This is a genomic window from Agathobaculum sp., from assembly GCF_034098985.1.
Lineage (GTDB): Bacteria > Bacillota > Clostridia > Oscillospirales > Butyricicoccaceae > Agathobaculum.
This window is the reverse complement of record NZ_JAXEOA010000014.1, coordinates 38527-51046: the sequence shown is the minus strand read 5'-3', so window position 1 is coordinate 51046 and position 12520 is coordinate 38527. Positions and strand designations below refer to the sequence as shown.

Annotated in this window: 15 protein-coding genes; all 15 read left to right on the top strand. The window is 60.2% G+C overall.

The window, feature by feature from the left end; all coding sequences use genetic code 11:
* The first annotated feature begins 47 nt into the window (after nt 1-47).
* The 15 genes from SO058_RS03955 to trmL all read left to right on the top strand — a co-directional run bounded on the left by SO058_RS03955 (nt 48) and on the right by trmL (nt 12512).
* Nucleotides 48-995, top strand: a complete 948-nt coding sequence (locus tag SO058_RS03955; RefSeq protein WP_320841703.1) for a DNA-directed RNA polymerase subunit alpha — start codon at nt 48-50, stop codon at nt 993-995.
* A gap of 66 nt (nt 996-1061) precedes the next feature.
* The gene (rplQ, locus tag SO058_RS03950; protein ID WP_320841702.1) at nt 1062-1406 is read left to right on the top strand and encodes a 50S ribosomal protein L17; all 345 of its coding nucleotides are present in this window, start codon (nt 1062-1064) and stop codon (nt 1404-1406) included.
* Nucleotides 1407-1547: 141 nt separating this feature from the next.
* The gene (locus SO058_RS03945; protein WP_320841701.1) at nt 1548-2420 is read left to right on the top strand and encodes an AraC family transcriptional regulator; all 873 of its coding nucleotides are present in this window, start codon (nt 1548-1550) and stop codon (nt 2418-2420) included.
* 143 nt (nt 2421-2563) lie between these two features.
* The gene (gene rimP / locus SO058_RS03940; protein WP_320841700.1) at nt 2564-3031 is read left to right on the top strand and encodes a ribosome maturation factor RimP; all 468 of its coding nucleotides are present in this window, start codon (nt 2564-2566) and stop codon (nt 3029-3031) included.
* Nucleotides 3032-3049: 18 nt separating this feature from the next.
* Complete coding sequence (gene nusA, locus SO058_RS03935) at nt 3050-4114, top strand: transcription termination factor NusA (RefSeq protein WP_320841699.1); 1065 nt, start codon at nt 3050-3052, stop codon at nt 4112-4114.
* 21 nt (nt 4115-4135) lie between these two features.
* Nucleotides 4136-4414 (top strand): RNase P modulator RnpM, encoded by a 279-nt coding sequence (gene rnpM / locus SO058_RS03930; RefSeq protein ID WP_320841698.1) that lies wholly within the window; start codon nt 4136-4138, stop codon nt 4412-4414.
* On the top strand, nt 4404-4865 hold the full coding sequence (locus tag SO058_RS03925) for a L7Ae/L30e/S12e/Gadd45 family ribosomal protein (RefSeq protein ID WP_320841697.1): 462 nt from the start codon (nt 4404-4406) through the stop codon (nt 4863-4865). The genes rnpM and SO058_RS03925 overlap by 11 nt, the downstream gene beginning before the upstream one ends.
* Nucleotides 4855-7206: a translation initiation factor IF-2 gene (gene infB / locus SO058_RS03920; protein WP_320841696.1), complete on the top strand. Its 2352-nt coding sequence runs from the start codon at nt 4855-4857 to the stop codon at nt 7204-7206. Before SO058_RS03925 ends, infB begins: the two co-directional genes overlap by 11 nt.
* A gap of 27 nt (nt 7207-7233) precedes the next feature.
* A complete protein-coding gene (gene rbfA, locus SO058_RS03915; RefSeq protein WP_320841695.1) occupies nt 7234-7605 on the top strand; it encodes a 30S ribosome-binding factor RbfA in 372 nt (123 codons plus the stop codon).
* On the top strand, nt 7602-8561 hold the full coding sequence (locus SO058_RS03910; protein ID WP_320841694.1) for a DHH family phosphoesterase: 960 nt from the start codon (nt 7602-7604) through the stop codon (nt 8559-8561). The genes rbfA and SO058_RS03910 overlap by 4 nt, the downstream gene beginning before the upstream one ends.
* A complete protein-coding gene (truB, locus tag SO058_RS03905) occupies nt 8548-9462 on the top strand; it encodes a tRNA pseudouridine(55) synthase TruB (RefSeq protein ID WP_320841693.1) in 915 nt (304 codons plus the stop codon). The genes SO058_RS03910 and truB overlap by 14 nt, the downstream gene beginning before the upstream one ends.
* 14 nt (nt 9463-9476) lie before the next feature.
* On the top strand, nt 9477-10382 hold the full coding sequence (gene ribF / locus SO058_RS03900) for a riboflavin biosynthesis protein RibF (RefSeq protein WP_320841692.1): 906 nt from the start codon (nt 9477-9479) through the stop codon (nt 10380-10382).
* A gap of 94 nt (nt 10383-10476) precedes the next feature.
* Nucleotides 10477-11001: an RNA polymerase sigma factor gene (locus tag SO058_RS03895; protein WP_320841691.1), complete on the top strand. Its 525-nt coding sequence runs from the start codon at nt 10477-10479 to the stop codon at nt 10999-11001.
* Complete coding sequence (locus tag SO058_RS03890) at nt 10964-11896, top strand: hypothetical protein (RefSeq protein ID WP_320841690.1); 933 nt, start codon at nt 10964-10966, stop codon at nt 11894-11896. Before SO058_RS03895 ends, SO058_RS03890 begins: the two co-directional genes overlap by 38 nt.
* A gap of 124 nt (nt 11897-12020) precedes the next feature.
* Nucleotides 12021-12512: a tRNA (uridine(34)/cytosine(34)/5-carboxymethylaminomethyluridine(34)-2'-O)-methyltransferase TrmL gene (trmL, locus tag SO058_RS03885; RefSeq protein ID WP_320841689.1), complete on the top strand. Its 492-nt coding sequence runs from the start codon at nt 12021-12023 to the stop codon at nt 12510-12512.
* The last annotated feature ends 8 nt before the right edge of the window (nt 12513-12520 follow it).

The window sequence follows — 12520 nt, the reverse complement described above, 5'->3', positions numbered from 1 at the left end:
CGCCCCGTCCATCCCGAGTTTTTAACCAACGTGAAGGAGGGTACCACATGATCGAAATCGAAAAGCCGCGTATTGACTGCGAACAGCTCGCTGAGGACGGTTCGTATGGCAAGTTCGTCGTTGAGCCGCTGGAGCGCGGATATGGCACCACGCTGGGCAACTCGCTCCGCCGCATCCTGCTTTCGTCGCTGCCGGGCACGGCCGCGTCGTCCATCAAGATCGCGGGTGTGCAGCATGAGTTCTCCACCATCCCGGGCGTCAAGGAAGACGTGACCGAGATCGTGCTGAACGTCAAAGGTATTATCGCCAAGCTGCACTGCGACGGCCCTAAGACGGTCTATATCGAGGCCGCGGGCGAGGGCGAAGTGAAAGCGGGCGATATCCACGCCGACGGCGAAGTTGAGATTCTAAATCCCGACCTGCATATCGCAACGCTCATGAGCGACGCACGCCTGTCTATGGAGATCACGCTGACTTCCGGCCGCGGCTATGTCCCGGCGGAGAAGAACAAGCAGCATCAGACCTCGATTGGCGTCATTCCGGTGGATTCGATCTACACGCCGGTCTTTAAAGTCAACTATACGGTGGAAAACACCCGTGTACGCGACCTGACCGATTATGATAAGCTCACGCTCGAGGTCTGGACCGACTCGACCATCACCGCCCGCGACGCTGTGTCGCTCGGCGCAAAGGTCCTGCGCGACCACCTCGACCTGTTCGTCGACCTGTCCGAGGAGATCGGCTCCAAGTCGACCGTTGTTGAAAAAGCCGAAGCGCAGCACGATAAGGTGCTTGAGATGACCATTGAGGAGCTTGATTTCTCGGTGCGTTCGTTCAACTGCCTCAAGCGCGCAGGCATCAACACGGTGGAAGACCTGATCAATACTTCGGAAGAGGACATGATGAAGGTCCGCAACCTCGGCCGCAAATCTCTCGAGGAAGTCATCGGCAAGCTGGAGGCCATGGGGCTTTCGCTCGCCAAGAACGACGAATAACAAGGTTTTGACGCGGCGGCAGCCTTGCCGCGCCGCCGCATTACTTTTTAATGGAGGAATAACGCAATGGCTAACAATCGCAAGCTAGGCCGTCCTACCGACCACCGCATGGCGATGCTGCGCGCGATGGTGACCTACCTGCTGGAAAACGGCAAGGTTGAGACCACTGTTGCCCGTGCAAAGGAAGTCGGCCCGCTGACCGAAAAGATGATCACGCTGGGCAAGAAGAACACGCTTGCTACCCGCCGTCAGGCGATGGCGTTCATCACCAAGGAATCGGTCGTTGCCAAGCTGTTCTCGGAGATCGCTCCTGAGTACGCTGACCGCAACGGCGGCTATACCCGCATCATCAAGACCGGTCCCCGCCGCGGCGACGCTGCTGAAATGGCGATCATCGAACTGGTCAAGTAAGATGGTTTTAAAGAAGGTTATCCAGTAGCGTGCTTACTGGATAACCTTTTTTCCGTTTCGCCTGACAATACGCCGCACAAATGGTCATGAAACCTGCGCCGAAAACCGCTAAACTGGGTAACAGGAAAGGGGGAAAACATCATGGATTGGATCACAAGCCTGCAAAGCGCGATCGATTATATTGAGGAGCACCTGACCGAGCCGCTCGACTATGCCGAGATCGCCAAGCGCGCGTATTCCTCGAGCTTTCATTTTCAGCGCGTGTTCGGCATTCTTTGCGGCTGCACGCTCGGGGAATATATCCGGTTTAGGCGGCTGACGCTCGCGGCAAATGAGCTGGCGTCCCCGGGCAGCCGGGTAATCGACGTGGCGCTCAAATACGGATACGACAGCCCGGAGAGCTTTGCACGCGCGTTTCAGAGGTTTCACGGCGTCAAGCCGTCGCAGGTGCGCGCCGGCTATGTGCCGCTCAAATCGTTTTCCCGCCTCTCTGTCAAACTGATTTTAGAAGGAGGCGCAACAATGGAATACCGGATCGAAAAGAAAGACGCATTTCAGGTGATTGCAGTGAAAGAGCGGGTGCTGGGAGGCGGAGAGATCGGTAAGCAGGAGATCAAAAACCTGTGGATGCGAAGCCGCGAAAATGGCCTGATCGAAAAGCTGTGCCAATTCGCAGACCCGAACGGCGTGTTTGGCGACGCGCTTGCCGGCATCGCGCTGGACAATCCGCACGTTGGGGACTTTGATTATGCGCTCGGCGCGTGCTACACGGGCGGGGAGGTACCCGAAGGTCTGACGGTCGAAACCATTCCGGCATACACTTGGCTGATTTTCCCGTGCAGGGGGCAGATGCCGGACGCGTTTGTTACGCTGTGCAAGCGGATCTACACCGAGTTCCTTCCGACGAGCGAATACCAGCCCGCGGGCGGTCTATGCCTGGAAATTTATCCCGGAGATAACGTGGAGGACAAGGATTACTATTGTGAGCTTTGGCTCTCTGCGGAGAAAAAGTAAAGAACAAACGCTTTTTCTATTAAAAGCCTTGCAATCCCCGCAAAAGGGTGCTATACTATCTTAGTAATGTTAGATAAGAAACCGTAAGGAGTGGCGAAAGCCACTCCTTAACTGTTGCTTGGGACAAAAGAGGAGGGTATGCCTTGCAGGCAAAGCAGATCGTTGCGCGTGTGGAAGAGCTGGCGCGGCCGCTGTGCGCGGAAGCCGGCGTCTCGCTGTGGGACGTGGAATTTGAAAAAGAGGGCGGGCAGTATATGCTTACCGTCACCGTCGACCATCCCGAGGGCGTTCATATCGACCAGTGCGAGCAGGTATCCCGAGCGCTCGACCCCATGCTGGACGCGGGGGAGTTCGACAGCCTGCCGTCTTATACGCTGTGCGTGTCGTCCGCAGGGCTGTCGCGCCGCCTCAAGCGTCCCGAGCACTTTGCGGCGTTTATCGGGCATACGGTCGAGATCGGCTTTTATAAGCCGGTGGACGGCGCAAAGCAGGCAGAGGGCACGCTTGCCGCGTATGACGGCGGCCGCGTGACGCTCGACGTGGGCGGCAAGCAGACCGTCTATGAACCCAAAGACATTGCCGCGGTTCGTCTCGCGGTCGAGATAGGATAAGGAGCTGAATTGGAAAAAATGGTGAACGCAGAATTTTTCGACGCGCTCGAGCAGCTGGAACGCGAAAAGGGGATTCCGGTGGATTATATGCTCGACCGTGTCGGGCAGGCGCTGATCACCGCCTATAAGCGCGACAACGACGGCATGACCGACAACGTATACGTCGAGCCCGACCGGGAAAAGAAAACCATCCGCATGTATGTGCGCAAAACGGTTGTCAAGGCGGAGGACATTTACGAGCCTTATGAGGAGATCTCGCTCGAAGAGGCGCGCGATATGAAGCCGACCGCCATGCTGGGCGATATCATCGACATCGACATCCCGACCAAGTCGTTCGGCCGCATTGCGGCGCAGACGGCCAAACAGGTCATTATCCAGGGTATCCGTGAAGCGGAGCGCGGCATGGTCATCTCCGAGTTTGAGAGCAAGGAACATGAGATTTTGACCGCGGTCATCTCACGTATCGACCCGCGTTCGGGCAACGCCTATCTGGACGTGACCTCGGCAGGTGAAAAGACCGAGGCCGTGCTCGCAGCGAGCGAACAGGTTCGCGGCGAGGAGCTCATGGAGGGACAGCGCATCAAGGTCTACCTCATCGAGGTGCGCCGCGGTACGCGCGGCCCGCAGGTCGTCGTTTCCCGCACGCATCCGGGGCTGGTCAAGCGTCTGTTTGAACTGGAAGTGCCTGAGATCCATTCGGGTGTGGTCGAGGTCAAATCGATCGCGCGTGAGGCGGGCAACCGCACCAAGATCGCGGTCATGTCGAATGATGAGAACGTCGACCCGATCGGCGCGTGCGTCGGTACGCGCGGCGCCCGCGTGACCAATATCACAAATGAGCTGAACGGTGAGAAGATCGACATCATCAAGTGGTCGGACGATACGGCGGCGTTCGTTTCCGCTGCGCTTGCCCCGGCGGACGTGGTCTCGGCCACCGTCCAGGCGGACGGCAAAAGCTGCCGCGTGCTTGTGCCGGACGACCAGCTTTCGCTGGCAATCGGCAAGGAGGGGCAGAACGCCCGCCTCGCCGCTAAGCTGACCGGCTGTAAAATCGATATCGCACCTGCTTCACAGGGCGAATAACAGGGAAAGGGAGCGGCAATCATGGTACAAAAGAAAGTTCCCATGCGGCAATGCCTTGGCTGCCGCGAAATGTTCCCCAAGCGTGAGTTGATCCGGGTCGTGCGGTCGCCCGAGGGCGAGCTGTCGCTCGATTTTAAGGGCAAGGCTCCGGGCCGCGGCGCATACCTGTGCGGCAAGCCCGAATGCCTGAAAAAAGCGCGCAAGAGCCGCGCAGTCGAACGGGCGCTTGGTGTGCCCGTACCCGACGGGGTATACGACGCGCTCGAAGCGCAGATGGAGGCGCAGGCGAATGGCAAATGACCCGATCCTGGGAATGCTCGGCCTCGCGCGGCGCGCGGGCAAGCTCGCCGCGGGCGACGATATGGTGAAAGAACTGTGCACCGCCGGCAAGGCGCGCGCCGTGTTCGTCGCGAACGACGCGGGAGCGAGCGCCGCGAAAAAGGCGGCAGGCTATGCGGAGCGCGCGCGCGTGCCGTTCATTACGCTGCCGCAGGACAAAGACACGCTCGGCGCGGCGATCGGCCGGGCGCAGAGCGCGGTCTGCGCGGTGTCGGATATCGGCATGGCTGCGGCGACGGTGGCAAAGCTCGCCGCGGCGGACAGCCGCTATGCGGAAGCGGCTGAGCAGCTTTTGAGCAAGAACACGCGTATCCAGTTCCGCAAAGGAAAGAAGAAAAAATCCGCGTTGAGCGGCGCTGATAAACCCAACAAACAGAAAATCACTACGGAGGTGAGCGCCAATGGCAATTGATAACAAATACCGGGTGCACGAGGTCGCAAAGGACCTGGGCGCATCGACCAAGCAGATCACCGAGCTCCTGACCGAATACTGTACCGCCCCCAAAAACCACATGCAGGTGCTGGACGACCAGGAACTGAGCGTTATTTTTGAGTATATGACGCAGCATAACCAGGTGGAGGACATTGAATCCACGCTGAACGCGCAGATGGCGGCGGGAAAGCCCGCCCAGCCCGAAGCCAAGGCGGCCCCGGCGCAGGCTGCGGCCAAGCCAGCGGGCGAAAGCCAGTCTTCCGTGGCAAAACCCACGGAAGGCGGCAAGCCGGCCGACGCTAAGCCCGCCCAGCCGCAGCAGAGCAAGGTCAAGCAGGTGCACCGCATTGACACGCGCGGCGGCGGCGACGTCAACCTCGCCAAATACGACGAGCGCATCGACAAACTGGTGCCCAACAAGGCCGCGCAGATGGGCACCTCGACCAAGCAGAAGCTGACCAAAAAATCCGACCAGCGCGCGCGGCCGTTCGGTAACAAGCGCCGCCAGGAGGAGCAGGAAAAGATGCGCCGCCTGCAGCGTCAGCAACAGATGGCAGCATTGAAGAAGATCCCGGTCAAGGTCATGATCCCGGAGGAGATCTCTGTGGGCGAGCTGGCCAGCCGTATGAAGCGCACCGCGTCCGATGTCATCAAGGGTCTCATCAAGCTTGGCGTTATGGCGTCGATCTCCGAGGTGATCGATTATGACACCGCTGCGATCATTGCGGAGGAAATGGGCTGCAAGGTCGAAAAGGAAGTCCATGTCACCATCGAGGAGCGTTTGTTTGATGAGCATGAGGACAGCGCCGAGGAGCTCCAGCCGCGCGATCCGGTCGTGGTCGTGATGGGCCATGTCGACCACGGCAAGACCAGCCTGCTCGACGCCATCCGCAAGACCAAGGTGACCGAGGGCGAGGCCGGCGGCATCACCCAGCACATCGGCGCGTACCGTGTACAGATCGATGGCAAGCCGATCACTTTCCTCGACACACCGGGTCACGCCGCTTTCACCTCGATGCGCGCCCGCGGCGCGCAGGTGACCGATATCGCGATCCTAGTCGTGGCTGCGGACGACGGCATCATGCCGCAGACCATTGAAGCCATCAACCACGCCAAGGCGGCGAACGTGCCGATCATTGTCGCGGTCAACAAAATCGATAAAGAGGGCGCGAACCCGGATCGCATCCTGCAGCAGCTCACCGAATACGAGCTGGTGCCCGAAGAGTGGGGCGGCCAGACCATTGTGTGCCAGATCTCTGCAAAATACGGGCAGGGCATCGAAAACCTGCTTGAAATGGTGCTGCTGACCGCTGAGGTCGCTGACCTCAAGGCCAACCCGAACCGTCAGGCCAAGGGCACGGTCATTGAAGCCAAGCTCGACAAGGGCCGCGGCCCAGTCGCGACTATCCTCATCCAGAACGGCACGCTGCACGCGGGCGACGTGGTTATCGCGGGCACCGCGGTCGGCCGTGTCCGCGCGATGACCAACGACGACGGCAAAAAGATCGAGACTGCCGGCCCGTCTGTGCCGGTCGAGATCATCGGTCTGGCCGAAGTGCCGGGCGCGGGCGACGAGTTCTACGCGGTTGACGATGAGAAGATGGCGCGCGAGCTGGTCGAACAGCGTAAGGACAAGGAAAAGGAAGAGCGCAACAAGGCGTTCCACAAGGTCACGCTCGATAACCTGTTTGATTCCATCCAGCAGGGCGAGATGAAGGAGCTCGGTATCATCGTCAAGGCAGACGTGCAGGGCTCGGTCGAGGCCGTGCGTTCGAGCCTTGAAAAGCTGTCGAATGAAGAAGTCCGCGTGCGCGTGATCCACGGCGCGGTCGGCGCGATCAACGAGTCGGACGTCATGCTGGCTTCCGCTTCAGGTGCGATCATTGTCGGCTTCAACGTCCGTCCGGACCGCACGGCCACCGATTCGGCCGCGCAGCAGGGCGTCGATATGCGCATGTACCGCATCATTTACGACTGCATCGAGGAAATGGAGCAGGCCATGAAGGGCATGCTCGAACCCAAGTTCAAGGAAGTTGTGTTGGGCCATGCCGAGGTGCGCCAGGTCTTCAAGATCACGGGCGCGGGCGCTGTCGCCGGCACCTATGTGCAGGACGGCGTGATCCGCCGCGCGGCGCAGGTGCGCGTCGTGCGCGACGGCATCGTGTTCCACGAGGGCGTGCTCAACACGCTCAAGCGCTTTAAGGACGATGTAAAGGAAGTTGCTTCCGGGTATGAATGCGGCATGAGTATCGAAAACTATAACGATATCAAGGAAAACGATATCATCGAATGCTTCATCATGGAAGAGATCAAGCAATAACACCCCCGAAAAGGAGGGAATCCGCTTATGGCATCCAATCGAATCGACCGGATCTCGGAGGAGGTGCTCAAAGCCCTCGCCGAATCCATCCGCTCGGTCAAGGACCCGCGCGTGCAGAATGGGCTGGTGTCGGTCACGCATTGCGAGGTGACGAACGACCTGCGCTACGCCAAGGTCTTTATTTCGGTGCTGGGCTCGGAGGAACAGGCTAAAGAGGTCATGAAGGGCCTCAAGTCCGCCTCCGGTTTCCTGCGCCGCGAGGTCGGGCATAAGGTGCAGCTTCGCTATGCGCCCGAACTGGTGTTCACGCTGGACACCTCGATCGTGCATGGCGCGCACATCTCCGAGGTGCTGCACGAGCTTGACCGCGAGGGCAAGCTGGGAGGGCATGAGGAATGACGGTAGACGTAGCCGGAGCGGCGGCGGCGCTCGCCGCCGCGAATAACTTCCTCATCCTGACCCACCGCCGTCCGGACGGCGATACGACCGGCTGCGCAGGCGCGCTGTGCCGCGGCTTGCGCCAGCTCGGCAAGACCGCCTACGTGCTGGAAAATCCCGAAATTACCAAGCGTTATGCGCCGATGATTACACCATGTTATCCTCCTGCTGATTTCGTCCCGCAGTATATTGTGACGACCGACATCGCGGAGTATAAGCTGTTTTCGGACAATGCAAAGCAGTATGAGGGCAAGATCGACCTGGTGATCGACCACCACCGTTCCAACCCGCTGTTCGGCGTGAAAAATCTGGTGCGCACGGACGCGGGCGGCTGTGCCGAGGTGATCTACGACCTGCTCATGGCGCTCGGCGTGCGCCTGACGGGCGACATCGCGGAGTGCCTATATATCGGCGTTTCGACCGACACCGGGTGCTTCAAGTTTTCCAATACGACTGCGCACACGCACGCGGTCGCGGCGGCCTGCCTGTCGGCGGGCATCGACGGCGGCGAGATCAACCGCGCGCTGTTCGAGACCAAATCGCGCCCGCGCTTTGATATGGAACGCATCGTGTTTGATACGATGGAATTCACGGAAGACGGCGCGATCGCACTCGCCATGCTGTGGCGGCGCGATATCGACAATACGGGCGCGGATATGGACGATCTGGATTCGATCGCGTCGCTGACGCGGCAGGTCGAGGGCGTTCAAATCGGCCTGACGCTGACCGAAAACGCCGACGGCACGGTCAAGGCTTCGGTGCGCACAACCAAGGAGATGGATGCCTCCGCGATCTGCAAAAAGGTCGGCGGCGGCGGGCATATCCGTGCGGCGGGCGCGAGCTTCGACTGCGGTATGGACGAAGCTCGCGAGCGGCTGCTCGCGGCGGCGCGGGAGCAGTATCATGCCAAACAGTGAGTTTTCCGGCATCCTGCTGATGGATAAGCCGCAGGGCTTCACCTCGCACGACGTGGTCGCTAAGCTGCGCGGCATTTTGCGCATGCGCAGGATCGGGCATGGCGGCACGCTCGACCCGCTGGCGACCGGCGTTCTGCCTGTTTTTATCGGCGGAGCGACCAAGGCCGCCGATTTTGCCGCCGCGCAGGACAAGGAATATATTGCGGGCTTCACGCTCGGCTTTGCAACCGACACGCAGGACACGACCGGGCAAACAACCGAACAAAGCGCTCTGCGTGTCCGGCACGGCGAGGCCGAAGCCGCGCTTGCCCGCTTTTTGGGCGAGCAGGAGCAGGTGCCGCCGATGTATTCGGCGGTCAAGGTGAACGGGCAGAAGCTGTACGACCTCGCCCGCAAGGGCCGCGAGGTCGAACGGCCGGCGCGCCCGGTCACGGTACATGAACTCGAACTGCTTTCGTTCGACGAAGACGGTCAGACGGGCACGCTTCGCTGTGTGGTCAGCAAGGGGACGTACGTCCGCACGCTGATCCATGATTTTGGCGTTTCGCTCGGTACGTTTGCGTGTATGCATAGCCTCAGGCGCACCCGTTCGGGAACGTTTCCCATCGAAAGCTGTGTGGATTTTGCGGCGGTCGAGCGGGCGGCGGCGGAAAACGCAGTGGCGGGGCTGCTATTGCCGACAGACCGGCTGTTTGAGTCGTATCCCGTAACCGAGCTGACGGACGAGGGAGCGCAGCGCGCGTCCCGCGGGGCGGTCGTTTTCCCGCGCATGGCGGCGGGGATGCCCGAAACGGAAAACGCACTTTGTCGCGTGTACCACAGCGGGCGGTTCCTGATGCTCGGGCAGGTACGGACACTGGATATGGGCGGGCTTGGCCTGTTCGTGTATAAGAGGTTTTAAAGGATTTGAGCCACATGCAAGAACGACAAACGCCGCGCGCGATCGCGCTCGGCTATTTCGACGGCGTGCATCTCGGCCACCGGGCGCTAATGGATCGCGCGGTGCAGCGAGCCCGCGAGATCGGCGGCACGAGCGCGGTGTGCACGTTTGACGTGCATCCGGATTCGGTAGTTTTGGGGCGGCAGGTGCCGCTCATCACCGCAAACGCCTACCGCCGCGAGGAGATCAAGAAGCTTGGCGGTGTGGACGAGGTGATTTTTCTGCATTTCGACGCGCGCATGCAGCAGATGGACTGGCGGGGTTTCATCCATAAGCTTCTCATTGGCGAGTTCCACGCGGGCTGGATCGTGTCCGGTCGCAATAACCGCTTTGGACACAAAGGGCAGGGCACTGCCGAGGGCATGGCTGAGGAATGCCGCAAGGCCGGCATCGGTTACGACTGCATCGACGACGTGAAAGTGGACGGCGTGGTCGTTTCCTCGACCTATATCCGTCAGCTTATTTCGCAGGGTGACATGGAGGGCGCGGCGCGTTTTCTCGGCCATCCCTATACGGTGACGGGCGTGGTCGAGCACGGGCGCAAGGTGGGCACGAGCGTTTTGAAAGTGCCGACGGTCAACCTGCGCCTGCCGTCCGAAATGGCGCTGCCGCCTTACGGCGTGTACGCCGCACGCGTACTGGTGGACGGGGAGAGCTATCTTGCGGCGACCAACATCGGGGTGAAGCCGACGTTCGTGGACGGCGGCGCGCCGACCATCGAGCCGCATCTGCTCGACTTTTCAGGCGACCTATACGGGAAAATGATCCACGTCGAGCTGCACAAATTTTTGCGGCCCGAGCGGCAGTTTGCCTCGGTCGAGGCACTTAAGGCGGCGATCGCGGAAAACGTCCGGCAGACAAGAGAATTTTTTGAGGCGTAAAACGGCTGAACTTTTGTTCAGCCGTTTTTTATGTTATCATGAGAGAACAATTTGCATCCCCCAAACGTGTTGCTTGTGAAAGGAGGAGATCACCATGCAAAGTACATTGCGTTCGGACGCGTTCCTGTGCGCGGCGATGGAAAGCTGTGGCGACGCGGTCTACCGCCTCGCGCTGTGCCGCCTGCGCTCGCGTGCGGACGCGGAGGACGTGTACCAAGAGGTGTTTCTTCGGCTCATCCGCGACACGACGGATTTTCAGGACGGCGAACATCTAAAAGCCTGGCTGCTGCGGGTGACGCTCAGCCGCTGCAATGATCTTCGGCGCAGCGCGTGGTTCAAGCGCACCGCCCCGATCGACGAGCTGCCCGAAACCGCGGCACCCGTGCCGGACGAACACGCGGATTTATGGAACGCGGTCGCGCAGCTGCCTTACGACCTGCGCATCCCCATCCATCTGCACTACGTCGAAGGCTATTCGACCGAGGAGATCGCCGATATGGTCGGCTGCCGGCCGGCCACTGTCCGCACCCGGCTGCACCGGGCGCGCAAGCAACTGAAACTCGATTTGGAGGGAACTGACGATGAATATGAACGATTTGCAGAAGTTGCAGGACATTAAAACGCCGGACGAGCTCAAAGCCAAGACCCTGTCCGCCGCGCGTGAAATGCGCCGCAGCGAGCAGGCGGATCAGCCGCAGCACCTTGCCGCCGCGCCGCGCCGCCGCTTCGGCATGGCAAAACGTATCCTGGCGGCGGCCTGCGCATTCGGCGTGATCGTCGGCGGCACGGCCATTTGGAAAACGCGCGGCACCGGAGAGCCTGCGGGCGACGCGGTGGCAAACGCGGTAGCGAACACGTTTGGCCTAGTGGCCTATGCGGCCGATTCCCGTGAGGTTATGGAGCCCAAGGATTCAAAGATCGTATTCGACAGCGGTTCGGGCGCGGACGATCTGGAAAACGGCTTTTTCTCGGGCTGCCTGTTCCGCGTGACGGGCGAAAACATCAAAACCGTGTCCGCGTCCATCGACAAGGGCAGCCTATACCGCGCCAAGACGATCGAGATCGGCAAGGACGACGTGCAGGGCATGCATATGCGGACCGACCCGCGGATCGACGGCGCGTCGCAGGTCATGGTTTACGGTATAGGCGACGAGGAGATCGACCATTGGTACGCCGACCTGTGCTGGAAGCTGGAAAACGGCTTTACCGAGGACTACGACCCGGACGCGAGCTATGGCTTCTGGGCGCCGACCGAGTCGGAAATCGCCGGTGAGGAAGATTTACAGCAGGCGTGGCACAACCGCATCGACACGTTTGACGGCGCGAAACTGTCGGTAACGGTTACCTTTACCGACGGCGCGACCCAGACCCGCACGATGGATCTCAAGACCGGCAAGCTGGCTTGCGAGTACATTGACGACGTGAGCGGCCCCCAGCTGACCGGCGAGGTGCTGACCGACGAACAGGCGGAAACGCAGGGTTATCTTTACGGCGTTTACGCGGAACTTGCATAACGGGCTCTTCCCCCGATCCTTTCGGATCGGGGGATTCTTTTTGCGGAAAAACATGCAAAAAGCTTGAAAAAACGGTGCAAATCCCATAGAATAAGAAGCGTAGTTTTGAAACGAGGATAAACATATGCTGCATATCGTATTGGTCGAGCCCGAGATCCCGCAGAACACCGGCAACATTGCGCGCACCTGCGCGGCCACGGGGTGCGTGCTGCACCTGGTCGAACCGCTCGGCTTCAAGCTCGATGACAAAAAAATGAAGCGCGCCGGGCTGGACTATTGGCATCTGCTCGACGTGCGCATCCATAAAAACCTTGCGGATTTTTTCCGCGAGAACCCGTCCGGCCGCTATTTTTACGCGACCACCAAAGCCCCGCACGCATATCACGAGGTGCAGTACCGAGACGGTGATTTCTTGCTGTTCGGCAAGGAAACCAAGGGCCTGCCCGAAAGCCTGCTCATTGAACATCCTGAGCGGTGCGTGCGCATCCCGATGCGCGAAGGCGCGAGAAGCCTCAATCTGTCCAATTCGGCTGCCGTCGTAGTTTACGAGGCGCTGCGGCAGACCGGTTTTGAAAACTTGAAGCTCGCGGGGCCGTTCCCCGCGGCGCAGGAATAAGGAGAGCA

Coding starts and splice junctions, on each gene's coding strand:
- SO058_RS03955 (WP_320841703.1), top strand. CDS start 48: ATGATCGAAATCGAAAAGCCGCGTATTGACTGCGAACAGCTCGCTGAG.
- rplQ (WP_320841702.1), top strand. CDS start 1,062: ATGGCTAACAATCGCAAGCTAGGCCGTCCTACCGACCACCGCATGGCG.
- SO058_RS03945 (WP_320841701.1), top strand. CDS start 1,548: ATGGATTGGATCACAAGCCTGCAAAGCGCGATCGATTATATTGAGGAG.
- nusA (WP_320841699.1), top strand. CDS start 3,050: ATGGTGAACGCAGAATTTTTCGACGCGCTCGAGCAGCTGGAACGCGAA.
- rnpM (WP_320841698.1), top strand. CDS start 4,136: ATGGTACAAAAGAAAGTTCCCATGCGGCAATGCCTTGGCTGCCGCGAA.
- SO058_RS03925 (WP_320841697.1), top strand. CDS start 4,404: ATGGCAAATGACCCGATCCTGGGAATGCTCGGCCTCGCGCGGCGCGCG.
- infB (WP_320841696.1), top strand. CDS start 4,855: ATGGCAATTGATAACAAATACCGGGTGCACGAGGTCGCAAAGGACCTG.
- rbfA (WP_320841695.1), top strand. CDS start 7,234: ATGGCATCCAATCGAATCGACCGGATCTCGGAGGAGGTGCTCAAAGCC.
- SO058_RS03910 (WP_320841694.1), top strand. CDS start 7,602: ATGACGGTAGACGTAGCCGGAGCGGCGGCGGCGCTCGCCGCCGCGAAT.
- truB (WP_320841693.1), top strand. CDS start 8,548: ATGCCAAACAGTGAGTTTTCCGGCATCCTGCTGATGGATAAGCCGCAG.
- ribF (WP_320841692.1), top strand. CDS start 9,477: ATGCAAGAACGACAAACGCCGCGCGCGATCGCGCTCGGCTATTTCGAC.
- SO058_RS03895 (WP_320841691.1), top strand. CDS start 10,477: ATGCAAAGTACATTGCGTTCGGACGCGTTCCTGTGCGCGGCGATGGAA.
- SO058_RS03890 (WP_320841690.1), top strand. CDS start 10,964: ATGAATATGAACGATTTGCAGAAGTTGCAGGACATTAAAACGCCGGAC.
- trmL (WP_320841689.1), top strand. CDS start 12,021: ATGCTGCATATCGTATTGGTCGAGCCCGAGATCCCGCAGAACACCGGC.